The sequence below is a fragment of the Halodesulfovibrio oceani subsp. galateae genome (assembly GCF_055397225.1).
The window spans coordinates 1,768,896-1,789,044 of sequence record NZ_AP042453.1; the positions used below are offsets into that span (position 1 = coordinate 1,768,896).

Annotated in this window: 19 protein-coding genes; 13 read left to right on the forward strand and 6 right to left on the reverse strand. The window is 42.3% G+C overall.

The window, feature by feature from the left end:
- Positions 1–6 precede the first annotated feature (6 nt).
- The 9 genes from gspG (at position 7) to ACZ5V1_RS07845 (ending at position 9,817) form a co-directional block, all read left to right on the forward strand.
- Positions 7–465, forward strand: a complete 459-nt coding sequence (gene gspG, locus ACZ5V1_RS07805) for a type II secretion system major pseudopilin GspG (protein ID WP_464391375.1) — start codon at positions 7–9, stop codon at positions 463–465.
- The gene (locus tag ACZ5V1_RS07810) at positions 428–892 is read left to right on the forward strand and encodes a pilus assembly FimT family protein (protein WP_464391376.1); all 465 of its coding nucleotides are present in this window, start codon (positions 428–430) and stop codon (positions 890–892) included. Before gspG ends, ACZ5V1_RS07810 begins: the two co-directional genes overlap by 38 nt.
- A gap of 68 nt (positions 893–960) precedes the next feature.
- Entirely contained in the window at positions 961–1,908 is a 948-nt protein-coding gene (locus tag ACZ5V1_RS07815; RefSeq protein ID WP_464391377.1) for a tetratricopeptide repeat protein, read from the forward strand.
- A 233-nt stretch (positions 1,909–2,141) separates the two neighbouring features.
- The gene (locus ACZ5V1_RS07820) at positions 2,142–4,172 is read left to right on the forward strand and encodes a hypothetical protein (protein ID WP_464391378.1); all 2,031 of its coding nucleotides are present in this window, start codon (positions 2,142–2,144) and stop codon (positions 4,170–4,172) included.
- Between the two features lie 275 nt (positions 4,173–4,447).
- Positions 4,448–6,313, forward strand: coding sequence for a glycosyltransferase family protein (locus ACZ5V1_RS07825; protein ID WP_464391379.1), 1,866 nt, complete (start codon positions 4,448–4,450; stop codon positions 6,311–6,313).
- Positions 6,303–7,016, forward strand: a complete 714-nt coding sequence (locus ACZ5V1_RS07830) for a glycosyltransferase family 2 protein (RefSeq protein ID WP_464391380.1) — start codon at positions 6,303–6,305, stop codon at positions 7,014–7,016. Before ACZ5V1_RS07825 ends, ACZ5V1_RS07830 begins: the two co-directional genes overlap by 11 nt.
- Positions 7,013–7,378, forward strand: a complete 366-nt coding sequence (locus tag ACZ5V1_RS07835; RefSeq protein WP_464391381.1) for a DUF2304 domain-containing protein — start codon at positions 7,013–7,015, stop codon at positions 7,376–7,378. Before ACZ5V1_RS07830 ends, ACZ5V1_RS07835 begins: the two co-directional genes overlap by 4 nt.
- Positions 7,379–7,409: 31 nt before the next feature.
- Complete coding sequence (locus tag ACZ5V1_RS07840; RefSeq protein ID WP_464391382.1) at positions 7,410–8,648, forward strand: type II secretion system F family protein; 1,239 nt, start codon at positions 7,410–7,412, stop codon at positions 8,646–8,648.
- An 8-nt stretch (positions 8,649–8,656) separates the two neighbouring features.
- Positions 8,657–9,817: a glycosyltransferase gene (locus ACZ5V1_RS07845; RefSeq protein ID WP_464391383.1), complete on the forward strand. Its 1,161-nt coding sequence runs from the start codon at positions 8,657–8,659 to the stop codon at positions 9,815–9,817.
- A gap of 68 nt (positions 9,818–9,885) precedes the next feature.
- Here the strand turns inward: ACZ5V1_RS07845 and gspN are convergent, their stop codons facing one another.
- Genes gspN through ACZ5V1_RS07865 form a run of 4 tightly spaced genes read right to left on the reverse strand, consistent with a single transcriptional unit; the run spans position 9,886 to position 15,334 of the window.
- The gene (gene gspN / locus ACZ5V1_RS07850) at positions 9,886–10,827 is read right to left on the reverse strand and encodes a type II secretion system protein GspN (protein ID WP_464391384.1); all 942 of its coding nucleotides are present in this window, start codon (positions 10,825–10,827) and stop codon (positions 9,886–9,888) included.
- Between the two features lie 16 nt (positions 10,828–10,843).
- Positions 10,844–12,532, reverse strand: a complete 1,689-nt coding sequence (gene gspE / locus ACZ5V1_RS07855) for a type II secretion system ATPase GspE (RefSeq protein WP_464391385.1) — start codon at positions 12,530–12,532, stop codon at positions 10,844–10,846.
- A gap of 10 nt (positions 12,533–12,542) precedes the next feature.
- Complete coding sequence (gene gspD / locus ACZ5V1_RS07860; RefSeq protein WP_464391386.1) at positions 12,543–14,483, reverse strand: type II secretion system secretin GspD; 1,941 nt, start codon at positions 14,481–14,483, stop codon at positions 12,543–12,545.
- 20 nt (positions 14,484–14,503) lie between these two features.
- The gene (locus tag ACZ5V1_RS07865) at positions 14,504–15,334 is read right to left on the reverse strand and encodes a type II secretion system protein N (protein WP_464391387.1); all 831 of its coding nucleotides are present in this window, start codon (positions 15,332–15,334) and stop codon (positions 14,504–14,506) included.
- A 173-nt stretch (positions 15,335–15,507) separates the two neighbouring features.
- Between ACZ5V1_RS07865 and ACZ5V1_RS07870 the strand changes: the two genes are divergently transcribed.
- The 4 genes from ACZ5V1_RS07870 to ACZ5V1_RS07885 are packed head-to-tail and all read left to right on the forward strand — an operon-like array spanning position 15,508 to position 18,744.
- Positions 15,508–16,605 (forward strand): glycosyltransferase, encoded by a 1,098-nt coding sequence (locus ACZ5V1_RS07870; RefSeq protein ID WP_464391388.1) that lies wholly within the window; start codon positions 15,508–15,510, stop codon positions 16,603–16,605.
- A gap of 57 nt (positions 16,606–16,662) precedes the next feature.
- On the forward strand, positions 16,663–17,064 hold the full coding sequence (locus ACZ5V1_RS07875) for a prepilin-type N-terminal cleavage/methylation domain-containing protein (protein WP_464391389.1): 402 nt from the start codon (positions 16,663–16,665) through the stop codon (positions 17,062–17,064).
- Positions 17,033–17,713: a type II secretion system protein GspJ gene (locus ACZ5V1_RS07880; protein ID WP_464391390.1), complete on the forward strand. Its 681-nt coding sequence runs from the start codon at positions 17,033–17,035 to the stop codon at positions 17,711–17,713. Before ACZ5V1_RS07875 ends, ACZ5V1_RS07880 begins: the two co-directional genes overlap by 32 nt.
- Entirely contained in the window at positions 17,713–18,744 is a 1,032-nt protein-coding gene (locus tag ACZ5V1_RS07885) for a type II secretion system minor pseudopilin (protein ID WP_464391391.1), read from the forward strand. The genes ACZ5V1_RS07880 and ACZ5V1_RS07885 overlap by 1 nt, the downstream gene beginning before the upstream one ends.
- Before the next feature lie 32 nt (positions 18,745–18,776).
- On the opposite strand, the gene ACZ5V1_RS07890 is transcribed toward ACZ5V1_RS07885, so the two are convergent.
- Both ACZ5V1_RS07890 and ACZ5V1_RS07895 read right to left on the reverse strand, forming a co-directional pair.
- The gene (locus ACZ5V1_RS07890) at positions 18,777–19,118 is read right to left on the reverse strand and encodes a hypothetical protein (protein ID WP_464391392.1); all 342 of its coding nucleotides are present in this window, start codon (positions 19,116–19,118) and stop codon (positions 18,777–18,779) included.
- A gap of 274 nt (positions 19,119–19,392) precedes the next feature.
- A complete protein-coding gene (locus ACZ5V1_RS07895) occupies positions 19,393–20,055 on the reverse strand; it encodes an HAD family hydrolase (protein WP_464391393.1) in 663 nt (220 codons plus the stop codon).
- Positions 20,056–20,149: the final 94 nt, after the last annotated feature.

Genomic DNA, 20,149 nt, shown 5'->3' on the forward strand with positions numbered 1-20,149 from the left:
TACATAATGACTCAGAGTAGACAAATGAAACAAAAAAAACAGTCAAAAGAAGCAGGCTTCACCTTAATGGAGCTGATGGTAGTTATTGTTATTCTCGGTATCCTTGCTTCTATCGTTGTTCCAAGATTTCTTGATGAGCCGCACAAAGCGCGTGTCGTAAAAGTAAAAATGCAAATTCAAGGTTTTTCCACAGCTGCCAAACGTTTCTACCTTGATAACGGCTACTACCCTAGTACCGAACAGGGACTACAAGCGCTTGTAAATAAGCCCACTACAGGACGTGTTCCTAAACAATTCCCGAAAAATGGCTACATTGGAAAAATACCAAAAGACCCTTGGGATAATGATTATGTGTACATTTCACCAGGATCCCACGAATCCTTTGATCTTATCTCCTTTGGGGCAGACGGCGAAGAAGGTGGCATAGATGATGGTTCTGACATCCAAAGCTGGAATCTTGAATAAGAATCACGAATCAGGCTTTACCTTATTCGAATTAATTGTAGTTGTTGCCATTCTTGGAATAGTACTTGGACTTACTATTCCAAGCATCAACTTCTCAGATCCTGAACGTGACATGGACACTGTTGTGAGACGGCTAGCTGGAGCAGTTTCAGAAGCTCGTTCACGCGCGTTGCTTAAACGAGAGGCACTCGAATTACACCTTGAGCCTAAACACATACTTCTCGTTCAGCGCAATGGAAAGCAACAGCTAGGAAAATCAGCCCTTCCAACTACGGTAACTATTTCCCGTGTAATTGTAGACGAAAAAAATCAGCGCACGTTGTTGTTTACTCCAAAGGGAGTAACGCAAACTGCTACAGTTGAGATTAAGTCACAATCAGGAATTCGCACGTTATTCATCAAACCCATTCAAGGTATTTCCTATTAGAAATAGCTTCAATAGGTTTGGTTGTTTTGTAACCATTTCTAATCATCCAATGATTGAGTGAGCCACTTATGATTCGTAATACCTTATACACAATACTCATCAGCCTTGTACTACTGTCTGGTTGTGCAAAGAAGAAGACAGCTACGCAGGAAGTACCAGAGCTTAAAGAAGCAACTACTAAGGCTATAACTTTGCAAAAGGAAGGCAGCTTTCAAGAAAGCCTAGTCTGGTACGCTCAAGCATTGAAGATTGCAGAAACTCCGCAATTACGTAATGGAGCAGGTGCAGCATTACTTTCTACTGGCTCCACTGAAGCAGCACTAAAAGAGTTTGATCGTGCACTTACCTTTACCCCGTCCTCACCGGACCTCCTCGCCAACAGAGGTACCGCGTTGTACCTTCTTAAAGAATATGATGATGCTCATTCTTCTTTTGACAAGGCGCTTTCATATAACCCATCACATGCCGAAGCTCTTAACGGCAAAGCCCTCGTGCAACTTTACAAGAAGAATTACGAATCAGCATTAGTACTTTTTCTTCAAGCTAGAAAAGCTGCTCCTAACAATGCCTACATTATATACAACACGGCCATCGCCTTTGAAGCAGCAGGACTGCTAGAAGATGCAGAAAAAATATTTACACAGTATATCAAAATAGCTCCTAAAGATGCCAAGGCTTTTAACGGGCGAGGAGTCACGAGATTAAAGCTGGAAAAATATGCCGCATCCGCTCAAGACTTCAACAAGGCAATTGCACTAGAACCAACAGCTGGAAAATTTTACTACAACAGAGGGTTGTTGTGGCAAAAGCAACTCAACTATACTGATGCAGTAAAAGATTACACCCGAGCTATTGCATACACTCCTGACAATAGTGCCAGCTATGTAAACAGAGGGGACACCTACTTTCTTCTTGATGAAAAGAAAAAAGGATGCAGAGATCTTAAAAAAGCATGTGACATGGGGCTCTGTGAAAAACTTGAAGCCTATAGAAACATAAACACATGTACAGATTAACATAAAAAAAAGTAAAGTCGGCTAAGCCGGCTTTACTTTTTTTTTCAAGTAGCCGCATCTGTAAGCACATACCAACTTATCTTTCCTATTACAAAAGCCTTTTCTTCAAATTATACAATACCAAAAAAAATAAACTAACATACTGTTAAAACAGACTTTTTTATAATGCCCCTGACAAAAAAACCACTGTAAGAACGAGTATTAATTAATGTTACCCGTTTACGGAGGTAGTTGTGAAATCTAGATTATTAGGAATTCTTTCCTTATTGGTACTCGTTCTCGCTTTGACCGCGTGTGATGGTTCAAGTGGTAGCAGTAGCAGTAGCAGTAGTAGTGGTGCTAAAAGCGCTGTTGCTGCGGCACCAATGCAATTGGCAAAAGTGTATGGTCTCTCCACTGATGGTGAAAACGTGCTTATTGGCACAACAAACAATCGTGGTGTCTTTACTGCAAACAGGAACACTTCAAAACTACAATTCCCAGCAGTCGTCTGGTCTGTTGGTGGTTGTAACGTCAATGACGACCCAGCTGATCCCAACAAGGAATTTAAAGGAACACTTAAAAGCGTAATGGAGTCTGCTGACAGCGCCGTTTATCTTACGCCTGCAAACTCCCTTGTCGCTGCTTTCTTTGAAAGATCAGGTAATCTCTCCGAAGCACAGCAACAGGTTGAAAGCTTGCTTAAATATGAAATGGGGCTCAAGATGCCAGATCTATTGGGCAACCCTCTTACCGACCTTAACCAGTCTGAAATTGTTGCAAAAGCCCTGATGCACTTCCTTGGTGCTGGCGATGAGAATGACGGCACGGCGATGAAGTTATTTTCCGCAAAAATCAATACTGTTGCTGAGATGATGAGTACAGGTATGACTTTTTCTCAAGTTCTTAAAAAAATGCCTGAAAGTCCATACTCCTCTTACAATAGTGGCTCCCTTTGCACTTGTGTCTTTGCTGAAGCTAAGACCATCGCTAAAGAAGCTAAGGATTCTCTTGGTGAGTTAGGTGACCTTGCTCAACTTGAAGCAAATGCTATCCCAGCTATTACGTCAGAATACCCTGCTGCATTAAACTTTGCAGGTTTAAGCAGCACTGAAAATGCACCAGGAACCCCAGATAGTACTGTTACTAGAACCTTTAAGGCAGTAGTCACCAAAGGTGACGGTTCTCCTGTGGCAACCCAGACTCTTCATTTAACTTCCATCGCGAATGGTACGTTAAATGATGGTTCAGATGATATGGAAGTTGGCGTAGACTCAGATGTGCCAGCAACTCGAGATATGACATTTACTGTTGACATTCCAGTAGATGCTACTTTCCCATACACAGCAGCATTCACACTGAAAACTGTTGAACGGGACGTCACTATGCCTACCTTTAGCCGCACCTACACTATCACCTTTATTGGTGAAGGCGAATTTGCGGTTAAAGAAGTAGTATACGATGGTGATGACTTATTTGCTTTTGCCACCCCTAGCACTGCTGATGGAAAAATCGCTAAAGGCGCTACTGCGGCTATTACCGCCGACACTTTTGCTGCAGACGTAGAGCTCATTAACTCTATTGATTTGTCTTTAGCTGAAGGTAATATGGATGTTCGTTTTATCGCACCGTTAGGACTTACTTTCACCGACTTATCTGAAAATGCAGATATAGTAACCGTTAAGTCCTTCACTCAATCTGATAAAACTTACACTGCAGCACTTCCTGTTGGCTCCAACTTCATAGCTAAAGAGAATGTAGAAGCAGGCTTTAAAACAGTTCGTATTCAGGTTCTTGATCAGGACGGTGAGACAATCGCTCGGACAACTAAAGACATTGTCTTTGTTCCGGAAGACCAGAAAGATGACCTTACTGGTGTAAACTTGACTGCTCCTCTGACTCTCTCAAAAGAGATACCTGCAGCTGGAAAGTACATAATTCCAAGCATTGACCTTACTGGTACCTACAAAACCTGGGTCAAAGAAGCAGATCCGAAAGCAACAACTGGCGGAATTACTGCACTTCCTACAGATAGCAAAGTCATTCTTATGAGCAAAACTGGTAATAAAGTGTTCTTCACTGCATCCGACGTACTTGTTGACCGCATTGAAATCCCAGTTACTTTGACTGAAGACTTTGAATTCACCTCAACCGTAACTAACTTTATTTACAACTACAACAACGCTAACGATGACATCAAAATGGTATTCATGTTGGATCCTTCCGATCCTGACAACAACATCGAATCACCAACACTTCTCAAACTGCGTTTTGAAGCACCTTAGTCTTTTATAGACTGACCAATTCAAGGGCTGTGCCTTACGGCATGGCCCTTTTTTCTATTGCCCACTCTTACTCATTACAATGAACTATCGCCATGCAAGCTCAATCATCATTTCACTATTTTCCACTTTCTTTTCGCAATATTACCTTTGCGATCTGCCTTGTTTTGGCTTTCCAAGCGTATCTGCATATTGCAAATAATACAGCATACACGGAATCCCGTTTAAATACGTATGCAGGAGAACCGTTACTCACGACTCCTGATGGGTATTTTTTCATGCGGTACGCTCGGGAATGGCAACAGGAAGCATATGTAAGTACCCCCGAATTACGACTTGCACCACGTCCAGCACATGTTCCGCCATTATCGATCATTGCTGGAGCAATATCTTCAATGAGCAACATTTCACTTGAAAAAGTTGCATTTTACCTCACGCCTATACTCGCATGTACCATTTTTATAATTACAATATGGTCAGGAATTGTCCTTAACAGTGGCGTTATTCCTGCTATTGCTTGCTCCGCATTCACTGCCGTTTCACCGGTTTGGTATGCACGCACGAGGCTTGGGTATTTTGATACGGACAGCCTCAACCTCAGTATTTTTTGGTTAATTGCTCTATGCCTATATAAAGCGGATACTTCTTCAAAAAAAACATACCCCGTCTGGATGGGGGCAGCAGCGCTAAACACGCTTCTTCTCCACTACTGGTGGCCACAAGCAGGCCTGCCTTTCGCCGGAGTATGGTGGGGAATATATGCCGCCAGTATCTGCATTCCGTCTAATAAGCGAGCACGAATTCTTAAGCTTGTTCTTCTGGCTTGTGGCGCACTGTTTGTTGGCTGGACTCTCTTTGGAGCACTTGACCTGATCCCATCTCCACTAAAAGAAATCATGTCCAGTCTGCGTTCACATTTAGCATTAAGCGCGAAAACGCAAAGCTCTATGTTTACAGGGACTGGCAGCACTATTGCTGAACTTACCCCACTAACATTCAGCAAACTTCCATCACGACTTACAGGGCACTGGATCATTCTCTGCGCAATCCCATTTGGTATAGCAGCAGCATGGCGAAAGAATGCATTATTAGCATTCTATTTCACCTTGCCGTTTCTTTTTTTTATTTTTGCCTCTGTGACTATTGGAAACAGATTTTTAATGTTTGCCGCACCAGCATTCGGCTTTTTCTGTGCAACATTCATCGTCGGACTCATGGAATTCGAAATCTCAACTAAAATTAAAAAATTACCAGCTGTTACAACTAAAATTATTGCCGCTCTATTTATCTGCTTGCTCATCATTCCGATACGGCTTGATGTTAATAAAACACTTCGTCCAACCTATAATCATAATGATGCTCTTCTTGCTAAATTAATTGACAGAAATGCTTCTACTAACGCCAAAGTTTGGAACTGGTGGAGCCCGGGGTACTTTTTACAATATTACGCACAGCGGCCCACTCAAATTGACGGCGGACTTCAAGCCCCAGAACGAACATTTATTTCTGCTTTACCGCTTGCAACGAGCAATCCTGTACTGGCCAGAAACTGGATTAAACTCTTTTCTGACAAGCCGTATGCGTTACGTAAAATTACAACCTATTTGCATTCAAAGCCCAAAGCTGTTGCTTTCTTAAAACAGGCTCTTAGTAACCCCGAAAGTGTTCCTACTTTAGCGCTGCGGTATAAGCTACCGGACACTATTAATTGGCAAAGCTGGTTGTTCCCAAACCCAGAAGTATATCTTTCGCTCTACAGCGATATGCTTGTAAAAAACACATGGCTTCCAATTGGATTGTGGAATCCCAAGACACAACGTTCTCCAAGTGCACCAATTATTTCAATCCCACTGCAAAGCGTTCAGGTTGACCAAAAACAAGGCATTGTCGCTTTTTCAGCTAAAAAATATCTCCCCTGCTCTCGAATGTATTACGTTACTCCTTCTTCACTCAGTCACGATAGATTCAAACATCATGGATTCGTCAGTATCTTTGTACAGAACAGCGTTGAGGGTTTCGCAATTCAAGAAAAATATTTTGATGCAACAGCGTTTAAATTACTTTTTGTTTATCCGTCTAAAACTCCCGGCTTTACGCTTGTAAAGTACAACCCGTTCATTGGAGGAGTGTGGCGTGTCGATTAACACCATGGCTGAAAGCAAAATTGCAATCATAATCCCTGCTCACAATGAAGCGGCAACAATCACAAATGTTATCTGTACGATTAAAAAACATACAGACGCTATTGTGATTGTCGTTAACGATGCAAGTATCGATGAAACAAAAAGTTTGGCAGAATATGCTGGCGCTATTGTTATCGACCTTCCAGTTCAGCTTGGAGCCTGGGGGGCTATGCAAGCTGGAATGCGATATGCTCAGCAAGAAGAGGTGGAGATAGTTGTTACATTTGATGCAGACAACCAACATCCAGCAGAAAGTATCTGCACATTAGTGAACTGCATCAACGATAACTGTGACGTTGCAATTGGTTCGTGTGTAGGACGGGGAACAACCTTACGCCATATTGCATGGGCATTATTTCGCAAACTATCTGGACTTAAGATTAAAGACCTTACATCTGGATTTCGCGCTTACAATCGCAAAAGCTATGCAATACTTACAAGTTCAAAAGCAAGTTTAATTGACTATCAAGACCTTGGCATATTGCTTCTTTTACATAATGCAGGCATGAAGATGTCTGAAATTTCAGTAACAATTAACGAACGACTGAATGACAAATCCAGAATCTTCAATTCGTGGAATAAGGTTGCAGAATACATGGTGCTGACAACCATTTTAGTACTCTGTCATAAGAGAATAACTTTACCCAAGATGCCTACCCAATGATCACCTACAAATTTACGACTCTTGTTCTCGGTATCGTTACTGCAGGAAGCATATTTTTACTTATTAGAAAGAATATGCTTTATATCCGCTATGCGCTCTGGTGGGTCTGGCTTGCTGTCATTATTCTTATTCTTGGAGCATTCCCGGAATCATCTGATATTTTAGCTAAATATGCAGGCGTAAACTATCCTCCAACACTTATTCTTACAGGCGCAGTTGCACTTCTCTTTGTAAAAGTGCTTCTCATGGACATTGACCGTTCACGTCAGGAATCTCGCTTTAGACGTCTTATACAGCGTAACGCCATTCTCGAAACTCAATTAGAAAAAACAAAAGAAAAGCAAGCTGTGCAAGATAGCTAGGCTCATTTCAGATTGAAAAGGACTGCCAGCAATGCCTTCATTTAAATATAAAGCCGTCAACACCTCCGGTCGTAACACTAAAGGCGTTCTCGAGGCAGACAACGACACCCACGCCGCGAGAAAACTTCGCAACAAGGGGCTATATCCTCTCGAAGTGAAATCTCTAGGAAAACGCAGCTCAACTAACAAAAAGCAAAAGTCTTCTTTCAACCTTGATTTTTCACGATTCTTTCAACGTATCCCCAAAAGCACTGTTGCCAGTACCATTAGGCAACTTGCGACACTTTTGAATGCAGGGCTTCCTCTTGAAATTTGCTTGAACACGATGATTGAGCAAGGCGGTAAGTCTCCAATACGAAGTGTTCTTTCACAGGTTAGAGACAAAATCCGTGAAGGTTCCGGCCTTGCCACCGCGTTCTCCGAATTTCCCCATATATTCACCCCTACATTTATCACAATGATCAAGGCTGCCGAGTCCTCTGGCACGCTTGAAATTGTTATGGAACGACTTGCAGAGCATGCCGAGCAACAAATTGCTCTTAACCGTAAGGTTCAAGGAACGTTGGCATACCCTACACTCATGCTTATCGTGGGGCTTGGTGTTGTTGTCTTCTTGCTGACCTTTGTTATCCCAAAAGTTACACAAATTTTTCTGGATCTTGATCGCGCCTTACCAACCCCAACACAAATTTTGCTAACGATAAGTCATACTCTGCGTTATAACTGGATGTATATTGCAGGAGGTATCGGGCTATTCGTCACGTCATACAAGCGCTTCATTAACACACCTAAGGGCAAAAAAATTCACCATGCTCAAATCTTGCGGGTACCCATTCTTGGGAGTTTACTTCGTATGATGGTTGTTGGCCGAGTATGCAGAACTCTTGGTATGTTGCTGAAGAACGGCGTAACTCTTGTAGAGTCACTTAAAATCGTCCGAAATGTTGCGGGCAACGTCATTCTTGAGCAGAACATCGTAGACATGAACAAGGGAGTACAAGAAGGAAAGAGCCTTGCAGAATTTATGGGGCACTCAGATGTATTTCCAACTACTGCTGTGCAGATGGTAGCAGCAGGTGAAAAAAGTGGACAACTCGCGCACATGTTACTTGTAGTCGCGGATGATTGTGACAATCAGGTAAACGCCAAACTTCAGATGCTAACTTCTCTTATGGAACCAGTCATGATCCTTATTCTGGGCGGCCTCGTCGGGTTTGTTGTTATGGCGATTATCCTTCCTATCTTTGAAATGAGTAGCCTTGTCGGGTAAACAACTTTATGCGAGTCCTTCACATCGGTAAATATTTTCCACCCGCATCGGGTGGCATGGAAAGCTATCTTGGCGAACTCGTATCCGCATTAGAAAAAGAAGGAGTCACTTCCTACGTTCTTGCCCACAGATGGGATTCTTCAGAACCGACTGTGGCGCAAACATCAGCCAACGTCACGGTGGAACGAGTACCAACCTACGGACAAGTTTGTTACGTTCCGATTGCTCCAGCTTTCTTATTTTATTTGATGCGTGCAATTCGCAAGTTTAAGCCGGATTGTATTCATATTCATATGCCCAATGCATCTGGATTGTGGAACATCCTCACGTCATGTTCACTCCCAATCGTTATACACTGGCATGCAGACACAACCTTCCCACCAGAAAAAAAACTCCATAATCTTCTGTATGTATTTTATCGCCCCTTCGAGAACATGCTCCTGCGCAAAGCACGAAGCGTGATCACGACCTCAAAAGAATATGCAAAATATAGCCAGACTCTTTCTGCCTATCAGCATAAATGCCACATTATTCCTTTGGGAATTAATCCGAGCACGCTTCCAGCACCTTCCAACGCGGAAATAGAAAAATTACGCAAAGCCTACTGTAATAACGATGAAACACTTATCATAAGTGTTGGACGTTTTTCTTATTACAAGGGTTTTCATAACCTTGTGGAAGCTATGAAGCTGGTGCAGAACGCGCGTCTCGTTATCGTTGGGGACGGAGAGGAATTTGACAACATATCGCAGCAAATAGAAGCTTGCCGTCTTGAAAGTAAAGTAACACTTGCAGGCCGCCTAAGCATACAGGACCTCCATACTCTTTTCGCTGCTGCAGATATCTTTTGCCTATCATCAATCGAGCGAACTGAAGCATTCGGCATGGTCTTACTTGAAGCAATGCACCACTCAACCCCATGCATCAGTACAGACTTAAAAGGCTCTGCAACAGGTTGGGTCAACGAACATATGAACAGTGGCCTTGTGGTTCCACCTGACAATGTTTCAGAGCTTACAAACGCCATAAACAGCCTTATACAAGCCCCCACTCTCAGAGCAGAACTCGGAGAAAACGCTAAAAAGCGTCTTCTCTCCCATTTTCATATAAGCACAACTGCAAAACAGATTGCAGAACTATACAAAAATTCACTTCTCCCCCCTTCATAACTCCGCATATAAAAAAAGCTGCGCAACTATACGCTGCGCAGCTTCATAATATCTTCTATGTAGTTTTTTTACTTCAGTGCAAAACGGGGGTTCGTTACTTGCCCGTTTATAGCAATCTTCACACGTTTACCCGCCTTTAATTTATTCAATGACTTTTTATCAACAAGTGTTTGTACCAACTTATTAGGCTGTACAAAAAGGCTGGTGCGAAGCGCAACATTTGAACGGTAGAGATTCTTCAAATTCAATTTTGCTGTTCCCTGCAATTCACCGTTTACGGGCTTTCCTGCTATCTTTACTGATTTAATATTCAGGTTGCCCTTGTTGTAAGCCAAGGTTCCGGTGAGACCTATTTTTTCAAAAACTGAAATTTTCACTAATGGCACAGGATTAGTTACTCGAAGGTTTTTTCCAGTAACGTTTAGTGTCCCCTGCCCTTGCTCTATCTTCTGTGGAGAGCCAGAGTATACTAAGTGAAGATCACCAGTTCCGCCAACACGGGAATCAAGCGCAGCAACAAAAGGAATCCGCTCTAACGATTGCTGCATTATTTTTAAATCAACATCGATTGTTTCAAAATCAAAAAAAGAGCCTGAAGAAACATCAAGCCTCACTCCCCCACCATACGAAGCAGAGGTAAGACTCAATTCAGCTGTTCCTGTCAGTAATGCAGAAAATTTTGGGGTAATAACGACTCGCTGCATCTCATACAAAAGATTTTTACTTTTGGCGTCGCTTATGAGCAGCGTGTCTAATTTCATACGCGGCGGAAGAAGTGATAGAGAAACGCCTTCTGTCTCTATCTTAACAGCCTTTATACTGCGCACACCTTCATTAAAAGATATTTCAAGTGCATCTTCAGCAACATGCACACCTAAAAACAAACTAAAAGTGAGGCAACCAAAAAAAACATAGCAAACCACTTTGGTAATACCGCTACGTTCCAATCCCGATCGAATTGAATCAAGCCCCAATGAAAAAAAAGCACTTATGCCGGATAGAAAACGCATACAGTCTCAACAGTTTTTATAAATTGGAAACTCGTAGCACTTCCGCTACAGAAGTGACTCCGCTCAACACTTTCAAGCAGCCATCACCTTTCAGCGTGCGCATACCATCTACAATTGATTCGCGACGAATTTGGTTTGAATCTGCGTTCTTTAAAATCATGCTTTTTATAGGATCACTAATCTGCATAATTTCATACACAGCCTGTCGTCCCTTATACCCAGTATCCATGCAGTGTGGACAGCCCGCAGCACGGTGTAAGGTCTGATTTTCCATTTGGCTCGCCATTTCACCACACTCCGCGACAACCTCGGGAGCAGCTGTATATGCTTCTTTACAATGCGGGCAAAGAATACGCACAAGACGCTGGGCAACCACCGCTCGCAGTACGGACGAAAGCAAAAATGGCTCTACGCCCATATCAATAAGACGTGTCACAGCACTGGCAGCATCGTTTGTATGTAATGTTGAAAAAACCAAATGGCCGGTAAGTGCCGACTGAATAGCAATATCTGCAGTTTCTTTATCGCGGATCTCACCAATAAGAATAACATCAGGGTCCTGACGCACAATTGAACGCAAACCTGCAGCAAAGGTAAGTCCTGTCTTTTGATTCACCTGTATCTGACCAACCCCTTCCAGCTGATATTCAACTGGATCTTCAATGGTCATAATATTCTTATCCGGCGAATTAATGTCACTCAGTGCTGCATAAAGAGAAGTAGTTTTACCACTACCTGTAGGACCAGTTACAAGAATAATACCGTGGGCAATACGTGTAACTTTTTTCATAATGTCCAGATCAGCAGAACCGAGGCCAAGCTCCGTCAGGTTCAACACACGCGATGTCTTTTCCAGCAGACGCATTACCACTCGTTCCCCATGGGATGTCGGCAACGTTGATACACGCAGATCGACCTCTCGGCCGCCAAGAATTAGAGCAATACGGCCATCCTGTGGCAGTCTTTTCTCTGCGATATTCAGCTTTGCGAGAATCTTAATACGAGAAACAATTGCTGCACTAAACCGCTTATCAAAACTATGTTTGTTATACAGAACACCATCCAGACGAAAGCGTACACGCAAAAAATCCTTAAAGGGTTCGATGTGTACATCACTTGCCCCAGCTCGGACTGCTTGTGTTAATACCATGTTAACAAGCTTAATCAATGGTGCATCACTCGTGTCATCAAGCAAGTCGTTTAGTGTATCCTCATCAATTTCGTCCAAGCCAAGGTCATTCGCATCACTCAACACATCACTGACATTGGCATCTTCTTGAAAGTCACCAAAAGCGCGGTTGATTAAACCGGTGATCACATTGCGAGGCAAAAGAACAGGTGAAGGAGTTCCGCCACCTAGCAGCAAAGAAAAATCGTTAAGAACCTTCAATGAATATGGATCGGCCATTCCTACAACAACACCATCTGCCCCTCTAAGCGGAACAATCTGGTGTTTTTTTAAATAGGTAATGGTAAATCGGCAAATAAGTTCCGTATCAACCATTTGCTCTGGAACAGCAGTAAGCACTTCCAGCCCGTAAAAATCAGCCTGTGCACTTTTAAACTGAACCTCTGTGAGCACTTCATTTTCTAGTACAACTTCTTCAAAAGTTTTTCCTTGCTCAGAAGCTTCTTGTTCCAGCCATACAATATCGTCTGCTGTAATTAGGTGCTTTGCTACAAGAGCATGTTCTAACGTTCTCATATGCAAAGCCCTACTGAAAGATAATAGGCGGTAACAGACTTGGATCACTCATCATAGGTAAACCTAAACCATCCTTACCTACGCGGGTCGTATGGACACTCAAACGTTTGTTCTCGGCAAGTTTTTCAGCTTCATCAAAGCTGTTGATGATATGTGGCGTAATAAAAATGTATAAATTACTCTTTGCATTAGTTTTTTTCCTCTGCTTAAACAACCAACCAAACAAAGGAATATCACCTAATCCTGGAGTCGAACTATTGTTCTTCGTACCGTCCTCACTCAACAAACCTGCAATTACAACCGTTTGCCCATCCTTCATACGAATAGTCGTCTCTACAACACGTTTACGGGTTGTCGGTGCTACAAGGCTCTGTCCATCCCCAACAGCTACAAGTGAGTTAAGCACTCGGCTTACCTCCTGCAATACGTCAAGCTGAAGAGTCTGGTTCTGTCCAATTCGCGGTGTAATTTTCAGCTTAACACCAACGTCTTTGTAATCAACACTTTGAGTATTAATGGCGGTTGCAGTAGTAACAACAGTCTCTTTTACAAAAGGGATGTTATCAACAACATCTACACGTGCTTCTTCATTATCAAGAGTAAGCAACTGTGGAGTGGCAAGAATGGTGTAATCATTGTCACCTTTCACGGCACTCAAGATAGACTGGATACTGTATTCTGTCCCACCAATGGAAAATGCATTTTCTATAATCGCACCAATGGAACCGCCAGCTGGAAAAGCCGGAAAGCCAGAATCGCTTGACGATGGCAGCGTAACAGTGCCACCACCTTGATTAGAAGAACCAAAAAGGAAAACTTTCCCAGCTGTTTGCCCAGCAGCCCAGTTTACACCGAAAGAAAAATTCGAATCACTGGAGGCTTCCATAAGCAAAGCTTCAATGAACACTTGTTTTCGTTCAACATCTAATTTTTCAATGGTCGACTTCAAAATCATAAAGTCATCTGGACGTGCAGTAATCACAAGGCTGTTTGTAGCTTTATCAGCTACAATTTTTACCTCACGAGAAAGAACTTTCTCTTCCTTCGTGCTCCCCTGACGCTCGACTAACGTATTAATAACCTTAGCGACATCTTCTGCTTTAGCATTTTCCAGCGAAATAAAATGAATATCACCCTTACCTGCTGGAGTAGGGATGTCCAATGTTCTAATCATAGTTTTGATAGTCATCATAGTTTCAGGATCAGCAAGCACAAGCACCACGTTTGTTCTCTCGTCTGCCTGCACGAGTGCCATGGCTTTTTTGCCAAATTTTTCCTGCTCTTTAACTTGTGTAGTTAAAATTTTACTCAAATTTGCTGCCACACTTTTTGAGTCACCAAATTTTAATGGGAACTGTCTAAACTGTGGTGCGTACTGTGATTTGTCTATCTCATTAATGACTTTTTGAGCTTCTTGAATACGAGCAAATGGCGCAGTAATAATGAGTGAGTTTGTAGGTGGGTACACGGTTACAAGCCCGTTTTTACCTATAAGCTTTGGAATAACCTTTCCAAGCTCTGACGCACTAGAATGCTTCAAAGAAATGAGCAGGGTAACAAGTTCATCACCTGTAGGCTTATGCTGTTTTAAAGAAGAGTCTGTGGTAAGAGTAGGAACTCCTTCACTACGACCAACGGCAAGTGGCATAATTTTATACACTTTTCCACTTGGAACAATTGTGAAGTTGTTCACCTGTAAAACAGATTCAAACACACGATACGCTTCTTCCACACTTACCTTTGAAGGAGAATAAATAGTTACCCTCCCCCCCACACGGTTATCGACGATGAAATTCTTTCCGGTCAATTCGCTAATAAATTTAATCAGTACATGAATTTCAACTTTTTTAAAATCCATACTGATATATGCATGCTGTGATGCACTGCCAAGACAGACTGCGGTACCAGAAAGCATGCAGACAACCAAAACTACGCCAAGTATACGCATCATTTTATTCGCTATCATCATTTTTACTTCAGCCTGAACGTCAAGGTTTGGCTTTTTCCTTTCCGAATAATATTTAAAGAAATATTATTCTTATCTAACATGGACATTAAAGAAGCCGCATCACCAAAGGATGTTAAAGACTTGCCATTTGCCTTTACAAGCAAATCGCCTTTACGCAACCCCATATTATATAAGAAACTTCCAGACTGTAACGCCTGCACATGCAGCCCTTTCCTTCCCCCCTTAGTCTGAGGAATGATATTAATACTGCTCGCGACCTTACTTAAATCTTTCAATTGTTTTTTAATGTAACTTCTTGCAACAACACGCCCCCCATAGCTTCCGCGAGAATCTGTAGCTTTTTTTCCGTCTATCAGAAGGCGCTCTTTGGCTTTTCCTCGTTGTAAAATTATCTCACGTCTCTTTATCTCTACAACTTTCCAGCCACTGATTTTTGAGCCATTCCTATACAGTGATTGTTTGTTTTTATATAAAACAATTGCCCAACTTTCAGATGGCTTTTCAGCAAATATTGTTCCGAGCAGATGAAACCCACGCTTACTAATAGAAAGAGCCTGCGGTGTAGTTTTTTTCTTAGACTTTCTTTTCTTTGGAACTGGTGGAGCATTTTTTACTTTAAGAAGATTTCGTTGCTCAATAAGTTTAAAAGAACTTAATGCAACCTGTTTCTCTAATATTTTTTTAGTAGCAACATTGCGCCTCACATACTTGGGAGCTATGTCCTGTTCTACAAAAAAGAGAGCATAACAAGCATCAGCCATAAAATATGAAATTGCTGTAACTACCAGCAATTCAATAAAAATTTTCACTTTATCTGTCAAAATGCCTGTCATCTAGCTCTCGTCAATTGAAAATTGTAAATATTTCAAGTAATAACCAATAAATTCTGTATAATCCATGCTTGTCAACGGCTATAAAATAGCTGCGATGACAAGGCAAGACGTGAATGATATTAGCGGACTAAAGTAAATACAGCCTTTTTAAACACAATTCAATACAACTCTCAATGTACACACATAAAATAACAGCTCAACTCGCCATACTTCATGACTACATTGAGCATACAGACGGGGGCAGCAGGCTCTGCACAATTCTGGGCAAACAGCTTGGTGCAGACTTATATTATGGTTTCCGCCGTACTGATCACCCCTTCTTTGCAACTCCTTACGGATCTGGGGCAGAACAAGCGCTAATGCGCGCAGTTAACATCCCTTTACTGCGCCAATATATTCTTACGCGCACTTTCAGCAAGCACACTCAATTTATACGTAAATATCCCACCACCATTTTCAGCGGATTTTATGCCCCCCTCGCGGCACAGCACCTCGAGGGACAGCGTGGAATTTACTATTGTCACACTCCACCCCGTTTTGTGTACGGTGAACGTGACTTTTTTCTTTCTACAGTTCCTGCTGTTGCAAGACCTCTTCTTAACAGTTTTATAAACTGGTATGCCCCACAGTTTGAAAATGCACTACCGCATATTCATACATTTGTAGCGAATTCAAAAAATGTTCAAGAACGCATCAAGAAATTTTTGCACAAAGATTCGACAATTGTATATCCGCCTTGTGATACCGAACAGTATCATAACGCAGAATCGCAAGGGTACTACCTCTCAATGGGAAGGCTAGATCCTCTTAAACGGATCGATGTCATCATTAATGCATTTAAAGAAATGCCGACGAAAAAATTAGTGATCACCTCTTCGGGACCTTCTGAAGAACAATTAAAAAAACTTGCATCAAACTGCGATAATATCAAATTTGCTGGGCAGCTATCCGAAACACAACTTCAGAAAGCTATTGCAGAATCGATTGCAACTATCTACATTCCCAAGCAAGAAGATTTTGGCATGTGCGCTATCGAATCAATGGCGGCTGGCAAACCGGTAATTGTGGCTGCTGAGGGTGGGCTTCTCGAAACTGTTACCGATGGAGAGACTGGTGTATTTACACCAAAAAACCCTCACGACAGGGACATTATTGAAGCCGTAAACTCACTCTCAGTCAGCAAAGCAAAATCCATGAAAACAGCATGTCTTGGTCGGGCAGCACAGTTCGACACTTCGGTATTCGTTAATGCCATGAAGCGTCTTATCTGAGAACGCTAACCGAACGCTCTAATCACGTTCTCAGCACTATTTGAAAAAGAGAATTAAATGCCCTGCATTCAGCCTGCCAAAGCTCACTTCGTCACTAAACAATCCTCCGGCAATGAAGGTTTCACCATCGTTGAAGTTTTGGTTGCCTTAGTACTGCTAGGGGTAGCAGTCATGATGACAGTGAACCTGACCACACAAAATCAGGACAACCTTGCCCAGACCCGTTCGCAGGACACTGCAATTGTTCTTGCACGAGAAAAGCTCTTCGAACTGGAAAACGACGGCTTTTCGGCAAGCACAGGAAAGTCTGGCGATTTTCGTCCGGAACATCCGGAGTTTACGTGGAATGCTTCAGCGCATGCAACAAACAAAGCGGCGATCTATCGATTACTATTGACTGTTTCATGGGGAGATGAGGAAGACAGAGATGTTACCATTGAAAAACTATTCAAAGAATAGGATGCCTATTCAGGTTCCCCCATCGAACGGTCAGGCAGGCTTTACCTTATTTGAACTACTCATCGCCATGACGCTTATGGCGACCATTATCACAACTCTTTTTGCACTGTTCGGCAATGTAATAGACGCATCACAACATGCTCGAAAGCGTATGGCTTACGATCAAGCCGGCAGAACAATTTTAAGCATTGTTGAGGATGATTTTCGCTATATGCTTCCTGATATGAAGACTAGCGGACTAAAGTTTGATGCGACCCTTGATAGCGACACATTTAGCGAACAAGACTTGCTTGGATTTGCCAGCACGTCTTCTCTCGCATTTCATACTCATGAACATACCCGCTCGCTACAATATGTTACCTACTCCCTCAAAGAACAAGACAACGACCTCTTCACACTTCTCAGAACAGAACGCCCAAACCCCACAGTTACAGGGGACTTTAAGGAACTGAAATATCCTCTTATTGAGGACGTCTCTGAATGTGTATTTGAGTATTACAATGGTGAATATAATGAATTTCAAAAAGATTGGGGCGTAGAAAAAACGCAGCTTCCGACAGCAATACGCATGACCCTTACTCTGGGGACAAAAGACGAACCATACCAATATCAGCTTGTAATTCCATTACCTCAGGAGGATGGGCTGTAATGCAACCTACCCCGTCGTCCATAGGGTGTAATAAAGAACAAGGCACCATTATCATCATCGTTTTGCTTGTACTTGTAGTGCTATCCTTTCTTGCCATGGAATTATCCAAAGAGACACTTATTGATCACACAAGTTCCGTCTTTGTTAAATCATCCATCACTGGAAATACGCTATGTGATTCTGGTCGGATGCTTGCAAAAGAAATTCTGGCTACTGACTTAAAGGAAAGCAAAGGCGACTATAACTTTGAAATATGGGGTCTGTTTAATACAGAACTTGAGGACATTTCTGAGGAGCTAACAAGCGGTAATCTTTCTGGAGAAATAACAGACGAGAACTCACTCTTCCCTATTAACAAGCTTGCGCTACTTGATAACAATACCAAAAAAATTACTGAACAATACCAAGGCGTCTTTTTGCGCATGCTGAAAACACTCTGCAGCGATTTAAATTTGACCTCAGGCACAGCGGAAGACCTCCTCATTTCAATACGCATTTGGCAAGGTGAACAGCTCACTAGAGCCTCAGAGGACGACACTTGGTACGCGGCTCAAAAGATACCGTACACCCGAACAAAAAAAGCATTCCGTTCACCAGACGAAATGCTCCTCCTCTACTGGCCCAAAGCCAAAGAGGGCGATATTGAAAAACTTTATTATGGCACGGACTCAATAAGTGGCCTACGCGACCTCATAACGATATGGGGAGAAGGGCCTATTAACATGAACACTGCAAATGAAACTTTGACTGCTGCCATTCCTGTTGTGAACAATAACAAAGAGGACTTCCTAGAGAGAATTGCTCTCTACCGCAATGATCCTACTAGTAACTTTGAAACAACATGGTATCTTAACGCTGCTAAATTTAGTGGAATTGAAGAAAAGAATATCCCTAAAGATATTTTGGATTTTAAATCCAACACATTCCGTGTCACTCTCACGGCTGATATTGGCAGTGGCAGTAAGAAGGAAATCATTTTTTTGCGCCGAACAGATAAAAAAATTGTCCTTCTGGGAAGCTATGGAGAATAACTTCCCAGACAGGAACTTATGAGCTTAAACTATTACTTACCCAAAACGCTCGTTGGTGACTCAAGATATGCATCTTTGTTTATAAACACATATTCTTCCTGAGGGTAAAGAATACCGTATATATAGTTTTGTTCTTCAGTAGGGATGATTGTAGGCTCAAAAGCCCTTGCTGCCACAAGTAAGCATCGACCTTCACAAAGCATCCTGTTCAACGAGATGACATCATGTTGGTTAAGAAACCTGAAGCACATATTGAAATCACACATTGTATACGCAGCAATTATCTTAGGAGCAGGAATAGGCTTGTCCGGCAGAGCATCCCAACGACTACATGCGCAAATAAAAAGCAACAGACAAATCATTATATACCGCATAACAACTCCTTAGATCTTTCTTACTGTAAAGATTAAAGGTAAGCCCTTGTTAGCTCAAGCATATGTATTTAGTCGTTTTTATAATTATCCTACTTTTGGTACGGAAAAGTTTCTCACTCGCTACTAAAACAAAAAAGACCATAGATAAAAATCTATGATCTTTTTTGTGCTCTCAATGGCTTCTTTTTACGCCCATTCCACTTAGCCCACCACAAACACATTCATAATAAAAAACGGACAGTCATCATGACTGTCCGTTTTTTATTATTTACGATTAAAGTAGCGATTCCAAATCAACCGGAGCTTCGAGAACGATTTTGGCACCTGCGGCTGCAAGCTCTTCGCCGCCTCTAAAGCCCCATGATGCTCCTACAGGAACCATACCTGCGTTTTGAGCCGTTTGCATATCCACATCTGAATCGCCAACAAATATTATGCGTTCTGGCTCAATCTTCATCTTTTCAGCAATCCCTATTGCACCATCTGCAACCGGCTTAAGCGGAACATCTGGAAGCCCGCCCTGAACGACCACAAAATCAACGGTTGGGAAAAACTTCTTAACAGCTGCTTTTGTAAGCTCATCCGGTTTATTTGACAGTACAGCCAATTGCTTACCTGCCGCTGCAAATGCAACCAGCATCTCCAGCACACCATCATACGGGCGAGCAATCGTATTCAACGAACGAGCGTACTCTTCACCAAGAACAGCGTACAAAGCTTCACACTCTTCCTGGCACTGCTTCTCTTTAGGGAGCACTCTCCAAGCCAGTTTTTTTGCACCGCTACCTACAAAATGGCGGTAGGCATCAACAGAGTGCTCAGGATATCCAACACGAACAAGAGCCGCGTTGGTTGCCGCTGCAATTTCTTCCAAAGTATATAGTAAGGTACCATCAAGATCGAAAATGGCAGCAGAAAAATTTAATGAATTACTCATAGATATTACCTTTATAAAATCACAGCTTCAGCTGTGGCGTATTGTCTTCAAGATACTGCCTACCCCATCGGTTAGCGCAATAGAAGACACTGTA